A 26,101-nucleotide genomic window follows, 5' to 3' on the forward strand; every position below is an offset into this window, starting at 1 on the left:
AACCTTCCGGACTCGGAAGGTTTTCTTATTTTTCTTTATTTGTTTTTTTAGACGGTCTTTGTCTAATGAATTGAGATAACATGTACAAAATATATAGTGGAATGGCAATGAATAAGAAAACAGAAAAATTTCCAAATCCTGTTTGATACATTGTAATAATGATTCCAACTAAAAATAGTGTAATAATGATGCTATATCGTGGAATTGGTACATCTTTTAAACTTGGGATACGAATGCGGCTCACCATTAAAAATGCGAACGTTACAAATACGGTAATAAGAACGATTTTTGGAATGGTATGTGAAAATAACGTTAAGAAAGCAACAAGCCCTCCCGCTGCTGTAATCGGTACTCCAGTGAAATATTTCATTGAAGTAGAAGATGGTGTTACATTAAATCGTGCTAAACGATATGCTCCGAAAAGAGGGAATAATCCCGCTATGTATAATCCGATGATTCCGTAGTTTGAGAAAGATGTGTAATACATTAAAACAGCTGGTGCTGCACCAAATGTTACGACATCTGCAAGCGAGTCGAGCTCTTTTCCCATTTGTGAATCAACACGTAATAAACGAGCAACACGACCATCAAGACTATCTAACATCATCCCGATAAGTACTAAAATAGCAGCTGATTTATAATATCCTAAAGATGCATAGCCGATTGATAAAAATCCGCTATATAAATTTCCGAGCGTAAATAAGTTTGGAATAGCTGCTCTATACAAAATCTGATCCCTTGCTTTCTGTAATAAATTCTTAATTAGTGTATGAAAGTTTACTTATTTTATCATACCATAAATTTATTCCTCATACGAAAGAAATTACCAATTTGTGAAAGATTTCATAGAAGGATGGTTTGAAAATTAAGTGAAAATAAAAAGAGGAAGCAACTTGTATAAAGTTGCTTCCTTTACTATTCAAATTTCGTTGTCATCGTTCCAGTTTTATATCGATTATTAGGATCGAAGCGTAATAAATCTCCATAAATTAATTTATCGGAGAGTTTTAATTCTGTTTTTGCTTTTTCAATATACGGCTGACATAGCGTCATGTCAGCTTCTTCACCCGTACTTCTTTTGTAGCACATATTTTTTGTATAAACATACTCTTCAGAAACAAAGCTACCATCACGCATTACCATAAGCGGGTCTTTCTCTTTAATAAATAAGTCAGTTCCAAATTCAACGGATTTATTTGTTTTAATACCAAGTAAATGAAGGAGCGTTGGCTTAATATCAATTTGACCGGATACTTTAGAAACAACTTTTCCTTCTTGGCCAGGCACATGAATAATAAGAGGGACTCGTTGTAATTGCATAGAATCGAATGGTGTAATAGTATCTTTTCCTAGGAACTGTGCCATAGCTGCGTTATGGTTTTCGGAAATACCGTAATGATCACCATAGATGACAATAACGGAATTATCATACAATCCTTCTTCTTTTAATTGTTTAATAAATAATTTAAGAGCTTCATCTGTGTAACGAACAGTTGGGAAGTAGCGGTTTACAACACCACTTTCCGAGTTGAATTCATCAACATATTGATCTTCCGGATTTAGAAGAAATGGAAAATGATTTGTTAATGTAATAAATTTTGTATAGAACGGTTGCGGTAAAGATTTTAACTTTGGAATAGATTGTTCAAAGAACTCTTTATCTTTTAATCCCCAACCGACAGACATTTGCTCCGTTCCTGCGTAATCATTTAAATTAAAGTAACGATCATATCCAAGCGCAGGATACATTACATCCCGATTCCAAAACGTTTTATCATTTGAATGGAAGACGGCAGAAGAATATCCGTATTTCTTTAATTGTTCTGGTGTCGCTGTGTATTCATTTGTTGCATGAGTAAAGAATACAGAACCACGATCTAGCGGATAAAGTGAGTTTTCAACGATAAATTCAGCATCAGAAGTTTTACCTTGTCCAGTTTGATGATAGAAGTTATCGAAATAGAAACTATCCTTAATAAATTCATTTAAAAATGGTGTAATTTCTTTTCCATTTATTTTTTTATTAATAACAAAGCTTTGTGTAGATTCCATTGAAATTAAAATTACATTTTTACCTTTTGCAGCCCCAAATAAGTTTTTATCAACTTGTTTGTCTTTTGAGTCTGTATAGTTTTTAATTTCAGAAAACCCATCCCCACTTGCAAATACACGCTCAGCTGAGGACTTGGATTGAAGCGTAATATCAAATAGATGATATGTGTATAAACCTAAATTCTTCACGACAGTTTGACGGTCAAATGAGCGTGAGAACATTTGTGGTTTATAAATAACTGATACAACAATTTGTAGTGCTAATAAAGCTGTTACACCGCTAAAGAAAGTTCGCTTCTCTGAGCGGGAAAGTGGTGTTTTGTCCCCAAATGATGGGAATTTACGCGAAATAAACATTAAAATAATTGCATCTGCAAATAAAAGTAATGTTTTGTACGTAAAGAGTTCTTTTATACTTGTCCCTAAATCAGCCATATTGTTTGTTTGGAATAAAACCGGGAAAGTAACGAAATCGTTATAGAACCCATAAAACATTGCGTTTCCAAATAAAATAAATGACAGTATAAAACTGATTCCAATTATAATTCGGTTTCGGTGCTTAGATGCAAGTAAAGCTAAGCCGAAAAATAAAAGTAACGCAGCTAGTGGATTGATAAAAAGCATGAATTCTTCAAAGAAATTATCAATTTTAATATCAAATGCTAGCTTGTACACAATATATGTTTTAATCCATAGTAAAACGACTGCAACGAGTGCAAATCGCAGTTTTGGAAACAGATGTTGTAGCATAATATACTCCTCTCCTAAAAAGCATGACAGTTCTTGAGAGTCAGTTTGCTTAACGACTCATTTTATATATACGAACAGTCCTTTGTTATTATGATTATTATACTATGAGTATCATTATACGAAAATAAAAGAAGGTTGTGGGCTTTTTTATAATAATCGAGTAGAAAAAGAGTGGTGGGAGACAATAAAACAGAATTTCTATGTATGATAATTATCGTACGCAGAAAGAATCGCGTGATAATACGGAGGTTATAATGCGAAAATTATTATGTTTTATAGCATGCAGTAGTGTTATATTTTTTACTTCACCGAGTGTGTCGGTAGCCCAATATGATGCACCTCTTATGGAAGATGCACTTTATTCTGTTTTATTTCCAAAAATAAATAAAGCAATTGAAAAACAATATGGAAGTTTGAAACCTTATCAATGTCCTAAAATTATTAGTTTAAAAAAAGTGTATAGCGGTACATATTTATTTCAAGCAAGTATTGAAGTGACAAAGTATGAACGTGTTGCTGGGAAAATTGCTCCACCATTTGAGAAGGTAACGATTACATTTAATAACGAAGAAGGCGAATGGGAAGTAACAAAGGTATTAGTAAAGCGCTTACCAGACGATACGAAATTAAACTGCAAAAAAACAATATAAAAAATTGTTTGACAAATAAAATGGTCCTTTGGTATTGTTAATAGCAACAATTAGATGTTTGAAAATTAAATAGACTTACCTCATCTACTCTCAAAGGTAGAGGCCGCGATAGGAAAGAGTAAGCTATGGGAGATTTAATGGAATCTGTGATCATAGGTTGAAAGGGACTATTGCCGAAATATAAGAATAACCATCTTATTCATATATTGGGACTGCATTGAATAAATGTAGTACTGTCATAAGATTTATTTTATGGAGAGCTATTTGGAGATGTTGATGCGGTTTCTTATTTTGAGGAGATAACAACTCGTTTATTTTTTCAATATATATTTTTCCTAATAAGAAACGCGTGTGAACATTGTTCCGCGCGTTTTTTGTCTATCTAAAAGCGTGCTGCAATGAATAGAAGATTGGGGTTATGAGTTTTAGAGGAAATAAGGGAGGAATTTAAATGTATTTACACGGCACAAGCCGAATTAATGGGCAAGGACACTTAGAAATTGGAGGGTGCGATACGACGCAGCTAGCAAAGCAATACGGAACACCACTTTATGTATACGATGAAGAGTCTATCCGAGGAAAATGCCGAGCATTTCATCGTGCTTTTAAAGAAAGTGGTTTCTCTTATCAAGTAGCATATGCAAGCAAGGCGTTCTTGTGCATGGAGATGTGCCGAGTAGCTCGTGAAGAGAGTATGTCATTAGACGTTGTTTCTGGGGGAGAATTATATACTGCGCTCCAAGCAGGATTTCCGGCATCACGTATTCATTTTCATGGAAATAATAAAACAGAAGAAGAAATAGTGATGGCTCTTCAGGCGAATATCGGTTGTTTTGTCGTAGATAACTTCTTTGAATTAGAAGTTTTACACGATTTAGCGATGCAACATGGGAAATTTGTGAACATATTAATTCGTGTAACGCCTGGAGTAGAGGCGCACACACATGAATATATTACAACAGGTCAAGATGATTCGAAATTTGGATTTGGCGTTTCAAACGGTCAAGCGATGCAGGCAATTAGATTTGCTGTACAAAAATCCAATTATAATGTGCTAGGGATCCATTCACATATTGGATCACAAATATTTGAAACAGCTGGTTTTGTTCGAGCGATTGAAGTTCTTCGCCAATTTTTAGAAGAAGTGAGAGAGCAAACAAACTATGTAGTAAAAGTGTTAAATGTAGGCGGAGGATTTGGAATACGTTACACAGAGTCAGATACACCATTAACTCTTGAGACATATGTGCGAGCTGTAACAAGTGCAGTGAGAGAACAATTTACTGTATGTGAATATCCATTGCCAGAAATATGGGTTGAACCAGGCCGTAGCATTGTAGGTGATGCTGGGACAACACTTTATACAGTTGGATCTGTGAAAGATATTCCTGGTATTCGGAAATATGTATCAGTCGATGGTGGAATGACAGATAATTTAAGACCAGCTTTATATAGCGCGCGTTATGAAGCGATGTTAGCGAATCGAGGGAATGATGAGAATGAGGAACTCGTTTCGATTGCCGGGAAATGCTGTGAGAGTGGAGACATGTTGATTTGGGATATTCATTTACCGAAAGTCGCTGCTTCTGATTTACTAGCAGTTTCCTGTACAGGAGCATACGGGTACTCGATGGCGAATAATTACAATCGGATTCGAAGACCAGCCGTTGTCTTTGCAAAAGGCGGAACATCGCAAGTAGTTGTGGAACGTGAAACATATGAAAATATTATTGGGAACGATCGCATACGTATTAAAGAGCTTGTCTAAATAGGAAAAGGAGTTGTTCGTATGGGCAATTCCTTTTTTATAAAATAAAATAATTAAAATATATCGGAAAACTAGGATTGAAAAAAATCAGAATTGTGATAAAATACAAATACAAAGCTTATCAAGAGAAGCGGAGGGAACTGGCCCGAAGAAGCTCGGCAACCTGCTTATAGAAAGCAAGGTGCTAAATCCAGCAAAATGGGATCCATTTTGAAAGATAAGGTAAAATATATTACCGAACAGTCTTTTCGAAATGGGAAAGATTTTTTTTATGAATAAAAAGGGGGGGCTGTTTGCGTGAGTGTACGGGAACATTTTGATGAAGTATCCGAGAAGATTGAAGCGATGCTTGCTGATATGAAATATGGTTCAATTACAATTGTTGTGCAAGATGGAAAAGTAATTCAGTTAGAGAAAAGTGAAAAAGTACGTTTAAAGTGAAAAGCGCTGACTAGAAAAACTAGAGGCGGTTTTAACCTATTTCCATTAGGTTAAAACCGTCTTTTTGCTTTTACAGGGGGAAAAAACATGTTGACGTATGAAACGTGGGAAGAAAATGTTGTTTCATTTTCGGAAGAAGACGAAACAAAAGGCGCGCTATCAGTATTAAAGTGGGCTTATGGAGAGTATAAAGATGAAATTGTCTACGCATGTAGCTTTGGGGTGGAAGGTATGGTATTGCTGCACCTTATAAACCAAGTAAATCCATATGCTAAAGTCGTATTTTTGGATACAAATGTTCATTTTCAAGAAACGTATGAATTAATTCGGAAAGTGCGGGAAAGATTTCCTTCATTGAATATTATAGAAAAACAGCCAGAACTTACACTTGATGAACAGGCGAAGTTGCATGGTGAAAAACTGTGGGAGAGCAATCCGAATCTTTGTTGTAAGATTAGAAAAATTTTACCTTTAGAAAAATCATTAGTAGTGGAAAAAGCATGGATATCAGGCTTAAGAAGGGAACAATCAGAAACACGTAAGCATACAAAGTTTATAAATCAAGATCATCGTTTTCAATCTATTAAAGTTTGTCCACTCATTCATTGGACGTGGAAAGAAGTTTGGCGATATGTATACAAACATAGCTTGCCGTATAACCCGTTGCATGATATTGGTTATCCAAGTATTGGGTGTGAGAAATGTACGTTACCTGTTGGGGATGGTGGCGATTCAAGAGATGGTAGATGGGCTGGAAAAGTGAAAACTGAATGTGGTCTTCATTATCAATAAGATGAATCTTGAAATAAAGCTAAGAGAGGATATAGAAAAATGAGCATAGTAAACGAATTAGTAAACCGTATAGATGAGGCATATGACGTATCACAAATTGAAAAAGAAATTAAGTTAGACAATATTGCGTTAAGTGATTTAGAACTATTGGCGACAGGTGGATATAGCCCCCTTACTGGTTTTTTAGGGAAGGAAGATTATGATTCAGTCGTAGAAACGCTTCGTTTAGCAAATGGTAGTGTGTGGAGTATACCAATTACATTACCTGTAACAGAAAAAGTCGCAGAAAGCCTGAAAGTTGGAGAGGAAGTAAAGCTTGTCAACAATGGAAATATATATGGTGTCATTCAAATAGAAGATATTTTTGTACCAGATAAAGAAAAAGAAGCGTTACTTGTATATAAAACAACGGATGGGGCTCATCCAGGAGTGGAAAAATTATATGAACGACCAAACGTTTACGTTGGAGGAACTATTATTCTAACAAAACGCTTTGAAAATAATCAATTTCCTTCTTATCATTTAGACCCAATTGAAACGAGGGAAGAATTTAAAAAACGTGGGTGGAAAACAGTGGTCGGGTTTCAAACGAGAAACCCGGTACATCGTGCCCATGAGTATATCCAAAAGTCTGCTCTTGAAATTGTAGATGGTCTCTTTTTAAATCCGCTCGTTGGAGAAACGAAATCGGATGATATTCCTGCTGATGTAAGAATGGAAAGCTATGAAGTACTCCTTCAAAACTATTATCCGAAAAAGCGTGTCTTTTTAAGTGTATTTCCTGCTGCCATGCGTTACGCAGGACCAAGGGAAGCGATATTTCATGCGTTAGTAAGAAAGAATTTTGGATGTACCCACTTTATAGTAGGGCGCGATCATGCAGGGGTAGGAGATTATTACGGAACGTATGAAGCGCAAGAAATTTTCACGAATTTTACGATAGAAGAGTTAGGAATTACACCACTATTCTTTGAACATAGTTTTTACTGCACGAAATGTGAAGCGATGGCTTCAACGAAAACATGTCCGCACGGAAAAGAAGATCATGTTATTTTATCGGGTACAAAAGTAAGAGAATTATTAAGAAACGGTGAGATTCCGCCGAGTACATTTAGTCGTAAAGAAGTAGTGGAAGTACTAATTAAAGGATTGAAAAAAGCAGTAGTAACAGAATAGGGAGAGAACGAGATGGATACGAATATTACTTGGCATACAGCGTCGGTTTCAAAAGATGAGAGAAGAGCGAAGAATGGACATCACAGTTTTGTAATTTGGTTTACTGGTTTATCAGCTTCGGGTAAATCTACAGTAGCGAATGCGGTCGCTCGTAAACTGTTTGAAAAGAATATTGGAAATTATGTGCTGGATGGGGATAACATTCGTCACGGTTTAAATAAAGACTTAGGATTTTCTGAAAGTGATCGCATGGAAAATATAAGACGTATTGGCGAAGTGGCAAAGTTATTTGTAGATCAAGGAACAGTTGTCCTTACAGCATTTATTTCACCATTTCGAGTAGACCGTAAACAAGTAAGAGATTTATTAGCGGCAGATGAATTTATTGAAATTTTTGTGAAGTGTCCGATTGAAGAGTGTGAGAAACGTGATCCGAAAGGGCTTTATAAAAAGGCAAGAAAAGGTGACATTAAGGATTTCACAGGTATTGATTCGCCTTATGAAGAGCCAGAGCAAGCGGAATTAATTGTAGAAACGCACAAATATTCTATTGAAGAATGTGCAGAACAAATCGTGAAGTACTTACAAGAGCGTAGTTTTATATAGGGGGATAAACAATGAGTTATGAAAAAGTATGGGCTAACAATGAAAAATTAAATCAGACCGAGAAAAATAAATTAGAAAAAGATGGCTTAGAAATTTTTAATGATATTCCTTACTATGCGGAAAATGGTTTCGAATCTATTCCGAAAGAAGAGTGGGATGCCTTTAAATGGGCAGGCTTGTATTTACAAAGACCGAAAGAAGCTGGTTATTTTATGATGCGGGTAAATATTCCGTCAGGGATTATTACAAATGCACAGGCAGAAGTACTTGCTTCTATCGCTGAAGATTATGGACGTGATGTAATAGATATTACGACGAGACAAGCGATTCAGTTTCATTGGTTAGAAATTCATCAAATTCCAGATATTTTTAATAGATTAGCGAGAGTTGGATTGTCTTCAGCTGGAGCGTGTGGTGATATAACGCGTAATATTACAGGTAATCCGCTTGCTGGCATTGATGCAAATGAATTATTTGATACAACGCATATTGTAAAAGAAGTATACGATTACTTCCAGCATAATGAAGAGTTTTCTAATTTACCACGTAAATTTAAAATGTCTATTAGCTCTAATATTTATAACTCAGCAAACGCAGAGATTAACTGTGTTGCATTTACACCTGCTACGAAAGAAATAGATGGTGAGAAAAAAGTTGGTTTTCATATAAAAGTAGGTGGAGGATTATCAGCCCGTCCGTATTTAGCTGAGGAATTAGATGTATTCGTTTTACCAGAAGAAGTGAAGGCGGTGGCGATTGCGATTGCTACTATATTCCGTGATTTTGGATATCGTGAGAAACGTCATTTAGCTCGGTTGAAATTTCTTGTTGCGGACTGGGGAGCAGAGAAATTTAAAGAGAAACTAATAGAGTATACAGGGCCTTTACAAAGTAAAGGGGAAAGTGCACTCAAAGGATGGAATGCAGGCTATTTTTATGGTGTTCAAGACCAAAAACAAGAGGGATTAAAATATGTAGGTTTTAATGTACCGGTAGGTCGTTTACATGCAGAAGAAATGTTTGAGATTGCAAGAATCGCAAAGCAATATGGAAATGGACAAATTCGTACATGTAACTCGCAAAACTTCATTATTCCGAACGTTCCTCCGGAAAATGTAAAAGGATTACTTAGTGAACCGCTGTTTGAAGCGATATCTGCTAGCCCGAAATCATTTATTGGTCATGCGGTTTCATGTACCGGTATTGAATATTGTAATCTTGCACTAGTAGAAACGAAAGAAAGATTACGAAAAATTGCAGAATACTTAGATACACAAATTGCACTCGATGTTCCAGTTCGAATTCATATGGTAGGCTGCCCGAATTCATGTGGTCAACGTCAAATTGCTGACATTGGGTTACAAGGTGTGAAAATGAAAACGAAGGAAAAAGGCATTGTTGAAGCGTTTGAAATATACGTAGGTGGAACATTATTAGATGGCGGTGCCTACAATCAAAAGTTAAAAGGAAAAATAGATGGCGAGGATCTACCTGATGTACTCGCATCATTTATAAGTTATTTCAAAGAGAATAAATTACCAGCCGAAACATTTTATGATTTTGTAGGTCGTGTTGGTGTAGATACATTACAAATAGCGTTAAATAATGTGCTAGAAGAAGTAATAGCGTCTTAGGAGGGACGATATGGATTTATATCGATTTGAAGCTGTATTAGTGAGTGATATTGTTCCGATAGTTGTTGTTGCTCAAAGTGAAGAACAGGCATTTAAGCTTGCGGAGATTGAGCTTGAAAAGCATTTTTTACCGTTGCCAGAGGTAAAAGAGATTTCTTTGTTTGAAAAAAAGAAGATTCGAAAAGGTGCGGCATTTGTTATCCATGAGTAGAGATCAGTAATACGAAAAAATAAAAACTTCCATTCTTATATACGAATGGAAGTTTCATTTTAATAGAAGAAATGAGGAGAGATGATGGGAAAGGTTTATATTGTTGGAGCGGGTCCTGGCGATCCAGATTTAATTACTGTTAAAGGGTTGAAATGTATTGAGAAGGCAGATGTTATTTTATACGACCGACTTGTGAATAAAGAGCTGCTTTCACACGCAAAGCCTGACGCGGATTTAATTTATTGCGGAAAACTCCCGAATTATCACACGATGAAGCAAGAGACAATTAACACGTTTCTTATTAAGTATGCGAAAAAAGGAAAAGTTGTAACGAGGCTTAAGGGCGGCGATCCATTTGTGTTTGGTAGAGGGGGAGAAGAAGCTGAAGCATTAGCAAAGCAAGGTGTACCATTTGAAATCATTCCTGGTATTTCAGCTGGAATAGCTGCTCCTGCTTATGCGGGCATTCCAGTGACGCACCGTGATGCAAGTGCAAGTTTTGCTATTGTGACTGGGCATAGGAAAGAAGGTGCTGAAGAAGAAGTGAAATGGGAAAGTTTAGCGAAAGGTGTAGAGACTTTAGCGGTATATATGGGGGTTAGTAATTTGCCCTACATATGTGAGCAACTTATGAAGCATGGAAAAGATAAAAGTACGCCAGCTGCTATTATTGAGCAGGGGACGACGTCTATGCAACGCACAGTTGTTGGAACGTTAGGGACAATTGTAGATGTTGCGAAAAAAGAGCAAATTCAAAATCCGAGCATGATTGTAATTGGAGAAGTTGTCCGTTTTAGAGAAAAAATTCATTGGTTTGAGAAGCAGACAGAAAATGCTTATCAAGTAAGTGGAGTGTTGTAAAATGAAAGCCGTTTTATATATATGTCATGGAAGTCGTTTGAAGACAGCGAAAGAAGAGGCGATTCAATTTATTACATCGTGTATGAGCCGTATAGAAGCGACTATTCAAGAAGTTTGTTTTTTAGAGTTAGCGAATCCTTCTATTGAAGATGGTTTTCGTACATGTGTGAAGCGTGGGGCCACAGAGATTATTGCTATCCCTGTTTTTTTATTAGCGGCAGGTCATGTGAAGAAAGATATTCCGTTTGAATTGGTAAAGCTCAAGAATCAATATCCAAATGTTAAAGTGACTTATGGTAATCCGTTTGGTGTATCAGAAACACTTGTTAAATCGGTGTATAGCGGAAGTGGCATCGAACAGGAAGATAAAAATGAAGTGACGTTACTTCTCGTTGCAAGAGGGAGTAGTGATCCTGAAGTATTAAGAGATATAAACTGGATTGCTTCTTTATTTCAAACAAAAGAGAAGGTTAAAAAAGTAGAAGTTTGTTATTTAGCGGCTGCAGAGCCAAAATTTGAGGAGAAGTTAAAGGAAGTTGTAGAACGAAAAGAAAAGAACATCGTTGTACTGCCTTACTTGTTATTTACAGGTTTACTTATGAAACATATTGAGAAAGAAGTGCGCCAATATGAATTGGAAGAGATAAAAATCAGTCCATATTTAGGGAAGAATGAAGCGTTTCAAGATATGTTAATTCAGAAAACGACGGAGTTATTGAAAGGAGATCAGTATGTATCCACTTACAGTGCGAGTTAATGAGAAACGCGTTGTTGTTATTGGCGGGGGAAAAGTTGCAGGATTTAAAATTATTCCTTTACTCAAACAGGGTGCGGATATAGTTGTGATAAGTCCAGAATTAGATGCGAATTTAGTAAAACTTGTGGAAGAAAAGAAAATTCGTTGGTATCAAAGAGAATATGAAAAAAGTGATATTAAAAGTGCTTTTTTAGTTGTTGCAGCGAGTAGTGATTCAATATTAAATGAACAAGTTGCTGAAGATGCCGCTGAGAATCAATTAGTAAATGTTATTACAAATCCGGAAAGTGGTAATGTTCATTTTCCGGCAGCGATTCATCGTGGTTTACTTAATATAGCAGTTTCTACTGGGGGAGCGAGCCCGAAGCTCGCAAAAAAAATTCGAGATGATATTGCAAATAAATATGATGAGACATATGAATCGTATTTAGATTTTTTATATGAAGTAAGGTTGAAGTTAAAAGATTTACAGTTAGAAAAGAGGGAACGAAATATATTGCTCCAAGAAGTGTTGAAATCAGTATATGTGCAAAACGAGGGGAAAAGAGAAAGTTTTTTACGAGAATTAGAGGAAAAGATTTTAAAATAATAAAAGATAAAGTGCGCTTTACAAATATAAAAATATAATTTATAATCACAAGTAACTTCAATAGATGAAATCGATGAGCAAGAAGAGTACGTATATTTGATGCGTTCAGAGAGCTGGGGTTAGGTGGGAGCCCGGTACGATAAAATATACAGAATGGGCTTGCGAGAGGTATGTTGAACATTGTAGTAGGCAACCCGGGTTCCGCCGTTAAAAGGATAGAGTATCGGAATTATTCCTGTACTTGAACAAGTGGGATTTATCAATCCAATTGAGGTGGTACCACGGTATTTACATTACATATATCGTCCTCTACATGCATATTTGCGTGTAGGGGACTTTTTTATTTTCTAAAGGAGGTGTGCGAGTATGAAATGAAAGTGTATAATTAACAAAAGTTTAAATATTCAGAAAAGGAGAATTTATGATGAAAGAAACACAGCAATGGACGTCGAAAATCGGCTTTGTACTCGCAGCAGCCGGAGCCGCAGTAGGTCTTGGTGCGATATGGAAATTTCCATATGTTGCAGGTAATGGCGGGGGAGGCGCATTCTTCCTTGTATTTTTACTATTAACTTTATTTATAGGTATGCCTCTTCTAATAGCGGAGTTTGTTATTGGACGTAGCACGCAAAAAGAGGCCGTTACAGCTTATAAAGTACTAGTGCCAAATAGCAAAGTATATCCTTGGATTGGTCGTATGGGAGTTGTTACTTGTTTTAGTGTACTATCTTTTTATAGTGTTGTAGGTGGATGGATTTTACTTTATTTATATTATAGTGTGACAGGAAGTTTCTGGAATAGAGCAGCTGATTATGGACAATTGTTCGGTGAAACGATTTCAAATCCGTTAAGTGCGATTGGAGCACAATTTATCTTTATGCTTTGTACAATTTTTGTCGTAAGTAAAGGTGTAGAGAAAGGTATAGAAAAGGCAAGTAAGTACATGATGCCGCTATTATTTATTTTATTTATTGCGATTATTGTTCGTGCGTTAACACTCGATGGTGCTTTTGCTGGAGTAGAGTTCTTCTTAAAGCCAGATTTTTCAAAGCTTACAGCAGATACGATTTTATACGCGATGGGACAATCTTTCTTCTCACTAACAGTAGGTGCCTCAGTAATGGTCACGTATAGTTCGTATTTAAAGAAAGAGGAACATTTAGCGAAATCAGCAACATCTATTGTAAGTTTAACTGTTTTTGTTACAGTACTTGCAGGATTAGCAATTTTCCCAGCGATTTTCGCATTAGGAGTTAAACCGACTGAAGGACCAGGATTACTGTTTATCGTCCTTCCGGCAGTATTTGCAAAAATACCATTTGGTCAATTTTTCTTTATTATGTTTTTAATTTTATTCTTCTTTGCGACTTTAACATCAGCAATTTCAATGCTTGAAATTGTAGTAGCATCTGTTGCGAAAGGTAATGAGAAGAAGCGTCCATCAGCATCATTATTAATCGGTATTCTTATTTTTGCAGTCGGTATTCCATCAGCTTTATCATTTGGGATTATGAGTGACGTGAAAATATTCGGGAAAACATTCTTTGATTTAGTTGACTTTTCGGTAAGTAACGTATTGCTGCCGTTAGGAGTACTAGCTATTTCATTATTTGTACCAAATAAAATGAGTAAAGAGTTATTGATGAAAGAATTAGAAGTGACGGAAACGAAGGGGAAAACGTTATTTAACATTTGGTTCTTCTTACTTCGTTATGTTATTCCGGTAACTGTAATAATTGTATTTTTAAATGCGATAGGTGTATTTAAAATGTTTGCATAAAAAAAGGCGGGGATCTCCCGTCTTTTTTTATGTGGATGTTGATGAGTGTAATAAACGATTATATGCTTTATAGGCTGTAGTGACTGCAAGGAATGAACCGATTAAAAATAATACTGAGCCGCCAAATGTAAATATCCGGCCAATATACGTCTCTCTAGCTTCTTCTATTTTTTGTTGTAATTGCGTATTCATATTGATCACCCCGTAAACTATAGGCATTTAGTTATAGTCTATGTAGAATGCCTATATTGTGTGAAGTGTAAATAAAAAACCTCGGTAGGCACCGAGGTTTTTTATAATCCGATATAAGGAGATGGGTCAACTGCGTTTGTCTTGCCGACATTCCATTCTCCAAGATGAAGTTCGAAGTGTAAATGTTGTCCGTATGATTGGCCCGTGTTCCCCATAAATCCAAGCTGATCGCCTTGTTTTACAGTTTGTCCATTCGATACAGAACGGCTATTCATATGAGCATATACTGTCGTATATGTTTTTCCGTTTATACGGTGAGATAAATACACTACGTTTCCGTAACTAGATGATAATTCTGAACGAATAACAACGCCATCTGCAGCGGCGATAATTGGAACCGTTCCCGAAGCAGCGATGTCAATTCCTTTATGGTTATCTAAAGAACGTACACCAAATCCGGAAGTTTTTGATCCAGCTGCTGGTTTGATAAAGCCACCGATGTTTGTATCATGTGGTGTTGGAGCGGCTTGAGTTGCTTGAGCAGATTTAGTAGCTTGTTGTTTGCGGGCCTCTTCTGCCTGGCGGGCTTCTTCCGCTTTACGAGCTTCTTCGGCCCGTTTTTCTTCTTCAATTGCTTTTTGCACAGCTTGACGTTGATTTTCTAAAATGCCTTTGGATTCTTCTAATCCTTCAATCTCTGAATCTACTTTTGCTACTTTCGTATGTAGATCGTTAATAAGAGTTTGTTGCTGTTGTTGGTTATTTTGTAATTCTTGCTGTTTTTGTTCTAGTTTTTGCTCAGATTCTTTCAGTTGTTGTTCTTTTTTCTCAACAGCCTCTTTTTCTGTAGTTACAGCATTTTGATCAGATGTTTGTTTTTTTACAATATCTGTATCGTTGTTTAATATTAAACTTACGGAGTACATATTATCAACAAGATCGGCAATATTTGAAGAATTTGTTAGTACCTCTGTAATGATATTTGTACGAGGTTTTTCTTGCATAGATTGTAATCGTTGTTTAATAACTTCCTGACGTGTATCTATGTTTGTTTGTAATTGTTCTATATGTTTCTTTTTGTCAGCAATTACTTGTTGAGTTTTGCTAATTTCTTTTTTTGTATCGTTTAATTCAGCTTCGTTTTTATTAATAGAAGTAGTTAATTCATCAATTTTCTTCTGTAATTCTTGAATTTCTTTTTCTATTTGTTCTTTCTCGACTGATTTATTTTGTAAGTCACTTTGTTTGCCTTCTAATTCAGATTGAATGTTAGATAATTTATCTTGATTTGTTTCAGCGTATACAGGTGAAAGTAACGGGGAAGCAAAAATCGTTCCTGCTGCTAAAACACTAAACGCTGCAAATTTCTTTTTCATAGTTGTCTGACTCCTTTCTCTATGAATGTTATATATCATAAGAAGAAGAGTGTCTATCGTTGTAATCATAATGTAAAGAAAACTTTATAAAATTGCTAAGTTTTGTCGGAATTTATCATTTTTCAACTGTAATTGTCATAGTACATACATTTTATTCATATGTGTAACAAAGGTATATTTTGGAATTAATCTGTAAAGTGAAGAAGGAAAGTAATCGTTTTTATGAGGTAAAATATTACTTGGAAAGCTAATAAAACACTAGTGAGGAATCGTTCTCATGTTAGGTTTTCTGACATGGGTCTGCTTTTTGTCAAGAAAATTATTTGTGTTCGGGCAAAGTTATTTTGTTGTCAGATTTAAATTTTTGATTTATGATTTTTAACAGGGACAAAATGTAGTGAATTGTCGAATAATATGTAATACTCTTAATTTCTTAGTTTTATAGAGATAGAATGAGAGATAGAGTGACACATCGAAGAGGGGGTTACAACAAATATGAAAAGAATAGGACTTGCATGGCAAATATTAATAGGGCTTGCGCTTGGTATTGCGGTTGGGGCGATTTTCTTTGATAATCCAGCTGTTGTGAAGTACTTACAACCAATTGGTGATATTTTCATCCGATTAATTAAAATGATCGTTGTACCGATTGTTGTAGCAAGTATTGTTGTTGGGGTTGCTGGTGTTGGCGATGTTAAAAAACTAGGTCGACTAGGCGGAAAAACAATTCTTTACTTTGAAATTATTACAACAATTGCAATTATTGTTGGTCTATTAATAGCGAATATTTTCCAACCAGGAAAAGGCGTAAATATGGAGCAGTTAACAAAGACAGATATTTCGAAATATACACATACGACAGAGCAAGTACAAAGTCATTCATTTGCAGATACGTTTGTAAATATTGTTCCAACGAACATTATGAAGTCATTGGCTGACGGAGATATGCTTGCTATTATCTTCTTCTCTGTACTATTTGGTTTAGGCGTAGCAGCAATTGGTGAAAGAGGAAGACCAGTTCTTCAATTTTTCCAAGGTGTAGCTGACGCAATGTTTTACGTAACAAACCAAGTTATGAAATTTGCACCATTTGGTGTGTTTGCACTAATTGGTGTTACAGTTTCTACATTTGGTCTTGCTTCATTAATTCCATTAGGGAAATTACTAATTGTCGTATATGGGGCAATGATCTTCTTCGTCGTAGTTGTCTTAGGACTTACAGCGAAAATATTTGGAATCAACATTTTCCAATTCTTTAAGATTTTAAAAGACGAGCTGATCTTAGCGTATTCTACAGCAAGCTCAGAAACAGTTTTACCAAAAATCATGGAGAAAATGGAGAAATTCGGTTGTCCGAAAGCAATTACATCTTTCGTTATTCCGACAGGTTATTCATTTAACTTAGATGGATCAACTTTATATCAAGCAATTGCGGCTATTTTCTTAGCGCAAATGTACGGTATTGATTTATCTATTACACAACAAATTACATTATTGCTTGTATTAATGGTTACATCAAAAGGTATCGCAGGTGTACCGGGCGTATCATTCGTTGTATTATTAGCGACACTTGGTACAGTAGGTATTCCACCTGAAGGCTTAGCGTTCATTGCTGGTATTGACCGTATTTTAGATATGGCTCGTACAGCAGTTAACGTTGTAGGAAACTCTTTAGCAGCTGTAGTTATGTCTAAGTGGGAAGGTCAATATGACGCTGAAAAAGGACAAGCTTATTTAAAAGAGATTTCTGAAAAGGGTCAAGCGGCTTAATTATAATATGAACAAGCTCTCACATAATATGTGGGAGCTTTTCTGTATATAGAAGAGGAGCAGACATAATGAAACGAAAATATGGTGACGGTTCTTCGTGGAAGAGACTAATAGAAAAGAGTTATACGGTTAAGCAAGTGGAAGAGGGAATGCTCGGAATACTGGATATAAAAAAGGTGAGAGAGCCTAGTTGTAAAGAATATGATGGTGAAGAACTTTGTATTGCAGCGGATCAGTATACGTGGATTCAATATTTCATAGACGGGAAAAACTTTGCGATTACCGCTATGTTAGATGATCAGAAAAAATTAGTGCAATATTATATAGATGTGGCGAAAGAATATAAAATAGACGATCGTGGTTTACCGTATTTTGATGATTTATATTTAGATGTAGTATTATTACCTAGCGGTAAGGTGTATGTATTAGATGAAGAGGAGCTAGAGTATGCTTATAAAAGTGGCGATGTCACGAAGGAAGAGTATGAGTTAGCTTGGTATACTACGAAATGGATATTAGCAACAATAAAAAATAGTAAATTTTATTGGATTTCAATATTGAAAGAAGAAATAGAAAAGTTGAAATGATTGTTGTATTCAAATTTTTGTATAATTACCAAAAAAATCTATACAAAAAATAATTGACTTTTTTTTTGTAAGCGAGTAAAGTTAGGGAAGAAATTATTATTAAAAAATAAATATGAAACCTTCTTATAAAGAGAGGCGGAGGGACTGGCCCTACGATGCCTCGGCAGCGGACTCGATTTCAGAGTGCTGTGCCAAATCCAGCAAGCGTGTGCTTGAAAGATGAGAAGAGTGTTTCTTATAGATGTATAAGACCTCTTCTCATCGGAAGAGGTCTTTTGTTATTCATTAGAAAAAGGTTGAAACTAGGGAGAGATGGTACTTTGAAAGAAACGAGAGAAAATGGTTTAGCTTTATTACCACTTGGGATATTTTTGGCGCTATTTATTGGTTCTGGAATTATTACAGGTGATTTCTATAAATTGCCGATACTTGTAGCGATTTCAATTGCTGTAGGAGTCGCTTTAGTGATGAATCGTAAAGAAAGTTTTAATGTGAAAGTAGAGCGGTTCGCTAAAGGTGCAGGAAATCCGGATATTATGATTATGGTATTAATTTTTGTGCTTGCAGGTGCATTTTCTGAAACTGCTAAAGGAATGGGCGGAGTAGACTCAACTGTTAATTTAGCGTTAACTATTTTACCGCCAGGATTTATCGTAGCTGGAATCTTTGTTATTGGTGCATTTATTTCATTAGCGATGGGAACTTCAATGGGAACAATTGCAGCATTAGCGCCGATTGCTGTAGGTATTAGTGGTCAAACTGATATCTCAATTGCGCTTGCAATGGCTACTGTTGTTGGCGGAGCGATGTTTGGTGATAATTTATCATTTATTTCAGATACAACAATTGCAGCTGTTCGTTCACAAGGAACAGAAATGAAAGATAAGTTTAAAACGAACTTTTTAATTGTGTTACCAGCGGCTATTATTACAATTGTACTATTAGTAATAGTTACTTCAGGAAGTGACACGCACATTAAAGCACATAACTTTGATTGGATAAAGATTTTACCGTACGCAGGAGTACTTATTACAGCGCTACTTGGCTGGAATGTACTTATTGTATTAACTGGTGGAACTGTACTATCTGGTGTTATCGGTCTTATAGATGGAAGTTACACGTTAGAAAGTTTCTTTAAAAGTGTAACGACTGGAATGGGCGGTATGATGGAGTTAGTATTACTTGCTATATTAATTGGCGGTATGGTTGAATTAATCCAATATAATGGTGGTATTCAATATTTGATGAATGTATTAACACGTAATATTCGTTCGAAAAAAGGAGCGGAATTTGGTATTGCTGGTTTAGTGAGTATGACGAATATGTGTACAGCGAATAATACGATTTCAATTATCTTTACAGGACCCCTTGCAAAAAATATTGCAGATCAATATGAAATAGACCCTCGTAAATCAGCGAGTGTATTAGATCTTTTCTCATGTTGTGTGCAAGGATTAATTCCGTACGGTGCCCAAATGTTAACGGCAGCAGGATTTGCAGCGTTATCTCCGGTTGAATTGTTGCCATATGCATTTTATCCAATGTTAGTTGGAGTATGTGGGATTGTTTCTATTTTAATTGGGTTTCCAAGGTTTTCGAAAGTAGCTGAGAAAAAAGAGTATCATAAAACAGCTTAATTTAATATGAATGTTAGTAATTAAAAAACGTGCAGAGAATAGATTCTGCACGTTTTTTTGCGTAAAGGGCTGAATATGACTCGGTCTTAAGTCTGAGTTAAAAACGGTTCTTAAGCTCGTTATGGGAAGACGAAAAATTAGTTAAGATAAGAGTATCAAATCGAAGGGAGGCAAGCACAAGATGAAACAATTTCTAGCGTTTATCGCAGCCGGTATTTTGGCTTTAATTGCTCTTGGTAGTCTTGCTGGTATTGTAGGATTCGCAATCGGAGCAGGAGTTGTATATTGGAGCTATAAATCATTTGTGCGAGCTAAATCATTTTTTGGAAAGTTAGCTTGGGGTATTGTTGGTTTAATCGGTTTATCCATTGCACTTTCTCATTCACCAGCATTAATCGGTATCGCTGCTTTAGTGGTTTTATACTACGGATACCGTGAGTGGAAAAAAGAAAAAGATGTAGTTGTTGAATCTGCTCCAGAAAGTTCTAAACCATATAGCAACTTTGAAGATGAGTGGAACAAATTAATGAAAAACTAAAAAAATAAATCAAATTATAAATAAAGTAGAAGAGAGGAAGATTTATAATGAAACAATCTTTATTCGGACGTGTACGCGATGCAATTTTAGCTGATTTTCATAACGTGTTAGATGAGAAGGAAAGAAAAAATCCAATTGCGATGTTAAACCAATATTTACGTGATAGTGAGCGTGAAATAACAAAAATTGAGAAGTTAATTGGGCGTCATAAAACATTAAAATCTAATTTTGCTCGTGAGCTTGAGCAAGCACGTTATTTCGTTAATAAAAGATCAAAGCAAGCTATCATTGCTCAAGAAGCAGGCGAATTACAATTGCACGAACGTGCGTTAGAAGAGGTAGCTTATTATGAAGGGCAAGTAACTCGATTAGAAGAAATGTATGCAGGTGTTGTAGAGCAAATTGATGAGTTAGAGCGTCGTCTTTCTGAAATGAAAAATAAATTAAAAGAAATGCACGCAAAACGAATGGAACTAATGGCACGTGAAAATATGGCACATGCAAATCGTCGTATGAATACTGCGATGCATAAAATGGATGAAAATAATCCGTTCTTACGATTTGAAGAGATTGAAGATCATATTCGTGACTTAGAAACTCGTATGAATGAAGAGCATGAGCGTGACACGTTTGATATGAAAATTGCAAAACTTGAGCGTGAAATGAAAGAAAAGAATGATGTATCGTTAACGAAAGAGTTAACAAAATAATAGTGGTATATTATAAAACAGGCTTATGATATAGTGATAGGAGAAAAGGTGTTGGAAAGCAATGCCTTTTCTTCTATGTATATGTGACAAGAAGGGGGAGCTGAAATGAAGAAACATTTTTCAAAGACACAATTAATGGGGATGCTCCTCATCATATTTGGATTCGGTCTTTTTCTTGATATGATACTTGGACATTTTGAACCAGGTGGTCTCATTTTTGCATTTATTATGCTTATGTTTGGAAGGCATTATCGTAAAAAGAATCGTTATGTACGGGGAAATGTATTTTTATTTGTTGGTGGTATCGTATTTTTATTCTTCTTATTTTCATCAGCAGCATTTGTTCTTGTCGTATTTGCTTGTTTAGCTTTAATAGGTTATCAATTGATTCAACAAGGACATCAGCAAAAAGCAATGAAGGTTGAAATTAAAGAAAAAGGGATTATAGACGAAGAGAAGCAAATATATCGTACAGAAACATATTTAAAAAATATGTTTGTAGGCAATGTACGAATGATGGATCATATTTATGAACTTGAGGATATTAATGTTCAATATGGTGCCTGTGATGTGGAAATAGATTTAACGACTGCTATGATTCCAGAAGGGGAAACGGTAATTGTTATTCGGGGTGTCGTTGGCAATATTCGTTTATATGTGCCATATGATATTGAACTTTCTTTAAATCATTCTGTTATTGTCGGACGTGTGCTCTTGCCAGGTCATGAAGAGACAGGGTTTAACCGCAATGTTACATTTAGAACAGAGCAGTATAAAGAGGCTCCTCGTCGTATTAAAATTATTTCTTCGCTTGTCGTAGGCGACACGGAAGTGAGGAAAGTATAATGAAGAAACAAAAAAATATTTCGTGGATGTATATTCGGTATTCTATGTTGTCCTCTGTTAGTATCGCACTCATTTGTACAATTGTATATGTATGGAAAAGCGAGCAACAAGTGTATGATTTATTATGGAAGGAATCCATCGCTTCTGTTCCAATTGGCTTGTTTATTATGACTACAAGTTTACTTATCGGGGGAATTGTAGGATATGCAATCGGTTACTATATAGAGCAGCGTATACAAGGATTAAATACGTTTCTATTTGAAGTAGAGCGAGGGAATTTTCCGAGCGATGTTTCGTTTACTGCAGATGATGAATTTCATGAAGTGGAACGAAAAGTAATCGTTCTGGCTCGTCGATTAGAGGAGCAAGCTGGACTCTTTCAAAAAGTAACGAATGAACGAGCTCATTGGAATGAAGAGATGAGACAAGAAGCGATTTCTCAAGAAAGGCATCGTTTAGCAAGGGAGTTGCATGATTCAGTGAGTCAGCAGCTTTTCGCAATGTCGATGATGATGTCAGCTATTAATGAACAAGTAGCTGAAATTCCAGAAACGACAAAAAAGCAGTTGCAGCTCGTTGAAAATATGGTTGTAAATGCACAATCAGAAATGAGAGCGTTGCTTCTTCATTTACGGCCTGTACAATTAGAAGGTAAGAAACTGACACAAGGTATAGAGGAATTATTGACGGAATTATCGCGAAAGCAACATATGAAAATTGAATGGCTTATTGAGCCAATAGAATTAAAAAAAGGTGTAGAAGATCATTTATTCCGTATTGTGCAAGAAGCGCTATCAAACACGTTGCGACACGCGAAGGCAAAGAAAACAGAAGTGCGCCTTCGAAAAATTGATCAATATGCGATTTTAAAAATCATTGATGACGGCGTTGGGTTTGAAGTAGGGGTTAATAAGGCTGGTTCATATGGCCTAAGATCGATGCAAGAGCGTGTTCATGAAATTGGTGGGACACTCAAGGTACTTAGTTTCCCAGCAAAAGGTACACAAATAGAAGTAAAAGTACCGATTATGATTGTGAGAGGGGGAGAAGTATGATAAAAGTATTGCTTGTCGATGATCATGAAATGGTTCGTATGGGTGTATCGGCATATTTATCTACACAGCCAGATATTGAAGTAGTAGGAGAAGCTGAGAATGGAAGAAAAGGATCAGAATTAGCATTGCAATTAAGACCGGATATTATTTTAATGGACCTTGTTATGGATGAGATGGATGGTGTCGAAGCAACACGTGCTATTATTCAAGAATGGCCAGAAGCAAAAATTGTAGTTGTAACAAGCTTTTTAGATGACGAAAAATTGTATCCTGTTATTGAGGCTGGGGCGACCAGTTACTTATTAAAAACATCAAGGGCAAGTGATATTGCTGATGCTGTACGAGCTACTTATGATGGAGAAACAGTATTAGAGCCAAAAGTTACCGGGAAAATGATGTCCCGTATGCGTCAAAAGAAAGAGCAACCTTTGCATGATGATTTAACGGAAAGAGAGTTTGAGATTTTGTTATTAATTGCAGAGGGGAAAAGTAATCAAGAGATTGCGGACGAGTTATTTATTGCACTGAAAACGGTAAAGACACATGTGAGTAATATATTAAATAAATTGAATGTAAGTGATCGTACTCAGGCGGTTATTTATGCATTTAGGCATCAATTAACGAAGTGATAAAGTGAAACTTTAATCAGTGGGAGGGATTCATCCCCCCACTGATTATCAGCTCTCACCAATCGGGTTTTTACGGGCAGTTAATGCGGGATAAAGTGAAGCTTTAATTGGCGGGGAATTCCTCGCTGATTATTGGCTCGATACAATATAGATTTGGCGTTAAAACAATTGAATGTTTTTATTGACGATAAATAATGTAAGCGTTATCATTGAGGTGTTAACAGTACATATAAAGGGGAGAATGTATATGTTAGTTCAAACTATATTCGGAATGGATAAGTCTAAAAAATTAGGGGATTATGTGAACGCATTACAAGCGCTTTGTGAACAATATAATGTTGAAACAGATAAAATTGCGATTATTGAGGCAACAGAGGAATACTATTTATTTTTAGTAAAGCAAGAAGAGCACTATGATGTTGTCAAGGTAGAAACAGTTGATACGAATATTGAATATTATACGAAAGCTTATAAAATAAGCAGTTTTAATCATGCTGCGTATCAAATGTAAAAAAACTCCCTTTTGGGAGTTTTTTTAGGAGGCTTTTACTTCGTGAGAGTCGGTTACTAATGGAACTTTTTTCGTACCGCTTAGCTTAGCCATTGCAAGACCAATAAGAGCTCCTACTAATGCTGGTATTAGCCAGCCGATTCCTTCATTATATAAAGGGATAAATTCAAAATATGGTGTGATAAATGAAACTGAAATACCACCTTGTTTTAATCCATCAAATACGCTTACTACAGCTGCTCCGATTAAAGCACCTACATAAACAGAGCGATATCCACCGAAGTATTTATGAAGCAATGATAGTAGTACGAGTACAATTGCAATTGGATACACAACAAGCAGAATTGGAACAGAGATTGCGATAATTTTCGTTAAACCTAAGTTGGCAACTAGTAATCCTAATGCGCAAATGATACTCGCGAACGTTTTGTATGAAAATGTAGTCAATAATGTTGAAAAATATTGGCTGCACGCAGAGACGAGTCCAACGCATGTCGTTAAACAAGCGAGTGTAACGATAAGAGATAATAGGAGCAAACCATATGGACCGAATAATTGTTGTACGATAACAGTAAGTAGCTGTCCGCCATTTTTTGCATATCCGAGCGAGACGCTAGTTGCCCCAAGCCAGCCGAGTGCACCGTATACAAGTACGAGCCCTGTAGCGGCAATAAGCCCTGCTTTTGCTGTGGCGATGGCAATGGACTTACGATCATTCACACCTTTAGAGCGAATTGCATTTACAACGATAATTCCGAATGCAAGTGCTGAAATGGTGTCCATTGTTAAGTAGCCTTCCATAAAGCCTTTGAAGATTGGAGAAGTTTGATACTCTTGCATTGCTGGTCCTGATTGTCCAAGTGGTGTAAATACACTTTTAACAAACAATAAGAAAATAGAGAGTAATAAAATAGGTGTTAATACATTTCCAATACGATCAACAAGTTTAGATGGATTCAAACTCAGCCAAAATACGATAGTAAAGAAGATGATTGTATATACAAATAGTACTAGGCTGCTAGAGCGGATTGTTTCTGGCAAGAAAGAACTAACACCCATTTCATAAGCGACATTTGCAACACGTGGGATGCCCATGGATGGACCGATGGCAATGTATACAACCACTGTAAAGAAAATTCCGAATAATGGATGAACATGACTTGCAAGTTGTTGCATTCCATTTCCTGATAGAGAAATTGCGATAACAGTAAGTAGTGGTAAGCCAACTCCTGTTAGTAAAAATCCAATCATTGCTGGCCAAAAGTTTTCACCTGCGTTTTGCCCAAGCATGGGAGGGAAAATTAAATTACCTGCCCCAAAAAATAAAGAAAATAGCATAAGACCCGTGAAAAAAATATGTTTTTTTGATACAGTGTTCATTGTTTTTCCTCCTTTTTCATTCATTTGTAAGAACACAAAAAACTCGTCCCTAAAGAAAGGGACGAGTTATATTTACCCGCGATACCACCCTAATTTACACATGTAGAAATAAATCTATATGTATACGGCTTTGCAACGTACAACATGATACGTGTTCCTTGTAACGGGGGACGGCCGGTAAGAACTTACTGTAACATTCGGTTCTACTTCTCGGAGATGATTTTCGGTTACGCGCTGAACGTTGGCTTTCAGCAAATCGCCAACTCTCTGGGGAACAGTTCTATAACGTACTCGTTCTCGTCAATGAATTTTTATTCAAGTATTCTGACAGTATTGTTGCATGTTTTTTTTAGAAAGTCAATATGTTTTTTGAAAGATATATTTATATACGGAAATATCGAAAGTGATATTCGTTGTTGCAAAAGGAATAATGAATTGTAAAATGGAAGTAAAAATTTGCGGAGAATTGTAAAATTTATAGAGAAAGTTGATATTTATAGGAGTAAAGAAGGGATTGTTTGAATTTACAGAGAATAATACAACAATCCACTTGCTGGAAAGAACAAACCAAAAGAGGTGACTGAAATGCTTGCGATGGGAGTATTATTTGGCATTATTGCTATAATTGGTTTTATGTGGTTATATTATTCGCGTTCGTTTAAACAAGCAGAAGTTTTACTCTTTCAAAAAGGTAGTTTGTTGACAAATCAGTCTAGATATTTAGTATGTCCGAAGTGTGGAAGTGCACAGGCCAGAAGTGGAGGATATCAAGAGTGTTGCAAAATTAGGTTATGAAAAAAGGA

General features: G+C 35.9%; 27 protein-coding genes, 3 riboswitches and 2 other annotated features. Of the genes, 22 read left to right on the forward strand and 5 right to left on the reverse strand.

Going from position 1 to position 26,101, the window contains the following annotated elements; all coding sequences use genetic code 11:
* Nucleotides 1–25: 25 nt before the first annotated feature.
* Both pssA and MHB52_RS07720 read right to left on the reverse strand, forming a co-directional pair.
* A complete protein-coding gene (gene pssA, locus MHB52_RS07715) occupies nucleotides 26–727 on the reverse strand; it encodes a CDP-diacylglycerol--serine O-phosphatidyltransferase (protein ID WP_000285418.1) in 702 nt (233 codons plus the stop codon).
* 188 nt (nucleotides 728–915) lie between these two features.
* Nucleotides 916–2,802 (reverse strand): LTA synthase family protein, encoded by a 1,887-nt coding sequence (locus MHB52_RS07720; protein WP_000939082.1) that lies wholly within the window; start codon nucleotides 2,800–2,802, stop codon nucleotides 916–918.
* Nucleotides 2,803–3,056: 254 nt separating this feature from the next.
* On the opposite strand from MHB52_RS07720, the gene MHB52_RS07725 reads away from it, so the two are divergent.
* From MHB52_RS07725 to MHB52_RS07780, 12 genes are all read left to right on the forward strand, one after another.
* Nucleotides 3,057–3,452: a DUF3888 domain-containing protein gene (locus MHB52_RS07725; protein ID WP_001228751.1), complete on the forward strand. Its 396-nt coding sequence runs from the start codon at nucleotides 3,057–3,059 to the stop codon at nucleotides 3,450–3,452.
* A gap of 89 nt (nucleotides 3,453–3,541) precedes the next feature.
* Nucleotides 3,542–3,723, forward strand: a riboswitch (Lysine riboswitch).
* Between the two features lie 180 nt (nucleotides 3,724–3,903).
* Complete coding sequence (gene lysA, locus MHB52_RS07730; RefSeq protein ID WP_000280678.1) at nucleotides 3,904–5,220, forward strand: diaminopimelate decarboxylase; 1,317 nt, start codon at nucleotides 3,904–3,906, stop codon at nucleotides 5,218–5,220.
* Nucleotides 5,221–5,335: 115 nt separating this feature from the next.
* Nucleotides 5,336–5,444, forward strand: a riboswitch (SAM riboswitch).
* Nucleotides 5,445–5,517: 73 nt separating this feature from the next.
* Nucleotides 5,518–5,661: a YezD family protein gene (locus MHB52_RS07735; RefSeq protein ID WP_000116158.1), complete on the forward strand. Its 144-nt coding sequence runs from the start codon at nucleotides 5,518–5,520 to the stop codon at nucleotides 5,659–5,661.
* Nucleotides 5,662–5,748: 87 nt separating this feature from the next.
* Nucleotides 5,749–6,453, forward strand: a complete 705-nt coding sequence (locus MHB52_RS07740; RefSeq protein ID WP_000959010.1) for a phosphoadenylyl-sulfate reductase — start codon at nucleotides 5,749–5,751, stop codon at nucleotides 6,451–6,453.
* 39 nt (nucleotides 6,454–6,492) lie between these two features.
* A complete protein-coding gene (sat, locus tag MHB52_RS07745) occupies nucleotides 6,493–7,629 on the forward strand; it encodes a sulfate adenylyltransferase (RefSeq protein WP_000029483.1) in 1,137 nt (378 codons plus the stop codon).
* A 12-nt stretch (nucleotides 7,630–7,641) separates the two neighbouring features.
* Nucleotides 7,642–8,235: an adenylyl-sulfate kinase gene (gene cysC, locus MHB52_RS07750; RefSeq protein WP_000380494.1), complete on the forward strand. Its 594-nt coding sequence runs from the start codon at nucleotides 7,642–7,644 to the stop codon at nucleotides 8,233–8,235.
* Nucleotides 8,236–8,246: 11 nt separating this feature from the next.
* Nucleotides 8,247–9,869 (forward strand): nitrite/sulfite reductase, encoded by a 1,623-nt coding sequence (locus MHB52_RS07755; RefSeq protein ID WP_000119607.1) that lies wholly within the window; start codon nucleotides 8,247–8,249, stop codon nucleotides 9,867–9,869.
* 10 nt (nucleotides 9,870–9,879) lie between these two features.
* Nucleotides 9,880–10,080 carry a DUF3906 family protein gene (locus MHB52_RS07760; protein WP_000366918.1) on the forward strand — a complete coding sequence of 67 codons (201 nt, stop codon included), beginning with the start codon at nucleotides 9,880–9,882 and terminating at the stop codon, nucleotides 10,078–10,080.
* Nucleotides 10,081–10,164: 84 nt separating this feature from the next.
* On the forward strand, nucleotides 10,165–10,941 hold the full coding sequence (gene cobA, locus MHB52_RS07765; RefSeq protein WP_000521255.1) for a uroporphyrinogen-III C-methyltransferase: 777 nt from the start codon (nucleotides 10,165–10,167) through the stop codon (nucleotides 10,939–10,941).
* A gap of 1 nt (nucleotide 10,942) precedes the next feature.
* A complete protein-coding gene (locus tag MHB52_RS07770; protein WP_000648889.1) occupies nucleotides 10,943–11,698 on the forward strand; it encodes a sirohydrochlorin chelatase in 756 nt (251 codons plus the stop codon).
* Nucleotides 11,673–12,287, forward strand: a complete 615-nt coding sequence (locus MHB52_RS07775; protein ID WP_000283355.1) for an NAD(P)-binding protein — start codon at nucleotides 11,673–11,675, stop codon at nucleotides 12,285–12,287. Before MHB52_RS07770 ends, MHB52_RS07775 begins: the two co-directional genes overlap by 26 nt.
* Nucleotides 12,288–12,351: 64 nt before the next feature.
* Nucleotides 12,352–12,600: a binding site (T-box leader), on the forward strand.
* A 111-nt stretch (nucleotides 12,601–12,711) separates the two neighbouring features.
* Nucleotides 12,712–14,067: a sodium-dependent transporter gene (locus MHB52_RS07780; protein WP_000665441.1), complete on the forward strand. Its 1,356-nt coding sequence runs from the start codon at nucleotides 12,712–12,714 to the stop codon at nucleotides 14,065–14,067.
* Between the two features lie 27 nt (nucleotides 14,068–14,094).
* On the opposite strand, the gene MHB52_RS07785 is transcribed toward MHB52_RS07780, so the two are convergent.
* Both MHB52_RS07785 and MHB52_RS07790 read right to left on the reverse strand, forming a co-directional pair.
* Nucleotides 14,095–14,259: a hypothetical protein gene (locus MHB52_RS07785; protein WP_001096002.1), complete on the reverse strand. Its 165-nt coding sequence runs from the start codon at nucleotides 14,257–14,259 to the stop codon at nucleotides 14,095–14,097.
* 101 nt (nucleotides 14,260–14,360) lie between these two features.
* A complete protein-coding gene (locus MHB52_RS07790; protein WP_000726081.1) occupies nucleotides 14,361–15,635 on the reverse strand; it encodes a murein hydrolase activator EnvC family protein in 1,275 nt (424 codons plus the stop codon).
* Between the two features lie 495 nt (nucleotides 15,636–16,130).
* Here MHB52_RS07790 and gltP point away from each other — a divergent pair, with 495 nt between their 5' ends.
* The 9 genes from gltP to MHB52_RS07835 all read left to right on the forward strand — a co-directional run bounded on the left by gltP (nucleotide 16,131) and on the right by MHB52_RS07835 (nucleotide 23,918).
* Nucleotides 16,131–17,405 carry a glutamate/aspartate:proton symporter GltP gene (gene gltP, locus MHB52_RS07795; RefSeq protein ID WP_000821130.1) on the forward strand — a complete coding sequence of 425 codons (1,275 nt, stop codon included), beginning with the start codon at nucleotides 16,131–16,133 and terminating at the stop codon, nucleotides 17,403–17,405.
* A 68-nt stretch (nucleotides 17,406–17,473) separates the two neighbouring features.
* Nucleotides 17,474–17,992 (forward strand): DUF402 domain-containing protein, encoded by a 519-nt coding sequence (locus MHB52_RS07800; protein ID WP_044796644.1) that lies wholly within the window; start codon nucleotides 17,474–17,476, stop codon nucleotides 17,990–17,992.
* Between the two features lie 120 nt (nucleotides 17,993–18,112).
* Nucleotides 18,113–18,218, forward strand: a riboswitch (SAM riboswitch).
* Nucleotides 18,219–18,312: 94 nt separating this feature from the next.
* Complete coding sequence (locus MHB52_RS07805; protein WP_000665465.1) at nucleotides 18,313–19,629, forward strand: Na+/H+ antiporter NhaC family protein; 1,317 nt, start codon at nucleotides 18,313–18,315, stop codon at nucleotides 19,627–19,629.
* Between the two features lie 181 nt (nucleotides 19,630–19,810).
* On the forward strand, nucleotides 19,811–20,167 hold the full coding sequence (locus MHB52_RS07810) for a lmo0954 family membrane protein (protein WP_000808640.1): 357 nt from the start codon (nucleotides 19,811–19,813) through the stop codon (nucleotides 20,165–20,167).
* Between the two features lie 47 nt (nucleotides 20,168–20,214).
* Nucleotides 20,215–20,877 carry a PspA/IM30 family protein gene (locus MHB52_RS07815; protein WP_000814133.1) on the forward strand — a complete coding sequence of 221 codons (663 nt, stop codon included), beginning with the start codon at nucleotides 20,215–20,217 and terminating at the stop codon, nucleotides 20,875–20,877.
* A 105-nt stretch (nucleotides 20,878–20,982) separates the two neighbouring features.
* Nucleotides 20,983–21,723: a cell wall-active antibiotics response protein LiaF gene (gene liaF, locus MHB52_RS07820; RefSeq protein ID WP_000716095.1), complete on the forward strand. Its 741-nt coding sequence runs from the start codon at nucleotides 20,983–20,985 to the stop codon at nucleotides 21,721–21,723.
* Nucleotides 21,723–22,778: a sensor histidine kinase gene (locus MHB52_RS07825; protein ID WP_061663867.1), complete on the forward strand. Its 1,056-nt coding sequence runs from the start codon at nucleotides 21,723–21,725 to the stop codon at nucleotides 22,776–22,778. Before liaF ends, MHB52_RS07825 begins: the two co-directional genes overlap by 1 nt.
* Nucleotides 22,775–23,407, forward strand: a complete 633-nt coding sequence (locus MHB52_RS07830; protein WP_000598707.1) for a response regulator — start codon at nucleotides 22,775–22,777, stop codon at nucleotides 23,405–23,407. The genes MHB52_RS07825 and MHB52_RS07830 overlap by 4 nt, the downstream gene beginning before the upstream one ends.
* Before the next feature lie 172 nt (nucleotides 23,408–23,579).
* Nucleotides 23,580–23,918 carry a DUF3922 domain-containing protein gene (locus MHB52_RS07835; RefSeq protein ID WP_115735452.1) on the forward strand — a complete coding sequence of 113 codons (339 nt, stop codon included), beginning with the start codon at nucleotides 23,580–23,582 and terminating at the stop codon, nucleotides 23,916–23,918.
* A 24-nt stretch (nucleotides 23,919–23,942) separates the two neighbouring features.
* Here MHB52_RS07835 and brnQ3 read toward each other — a convergent pair whose 3' ends face one another.
* Nucleotides 23,943–25,298 carry a branched-chain amino acid transport system II carrier protein BrnQ3 gene (gene brnQ3 / locus MHB52_RS07840; RefSeq protein ID WP_001099175.1) on the reverse strand — a complete coding sequence of 452 codons (1,356 nt, stop codon included), beginning with the start codon at nucleotides 25,296–25,298 and terminating at the stop codon, nucleotides 23,943–23,945.
* Nucleotides 25,299–25,352: 54 nt separating this feature from the next.
* Nucleotides 25,353–25,611 (reverse strand) — a binding site (T-box leader).
* 272 nt (nucleotides 25,612–25,883) lie between these two features.
* On the opposite strand from brnQ3, the gene MHB52_RS07845 reads away from it, so the two are divergent.
* Complete coding sequence (locus tag MHB52_RS07845; RefSeq protein WP_000880630.1) at nucleotides 25,884–26,093, forward strand: hypothetical protein; 210 nt, start codon at nucleotides 25,884–25,886, stop codon at nucleotides 26,091–26,093.
* Nucleotides 26,094–26,101 lie beyond the last annotated feature (8 nt).

This window comes from Bacillus sp. FSL K6-0073, from assembly GCF_038006085.1.
Lineage (GTDB): Bacteria > Bacillota > Bacilli > Bacillales > Bacillaceae_G > Bacillus_A > Bacillus_A cereus.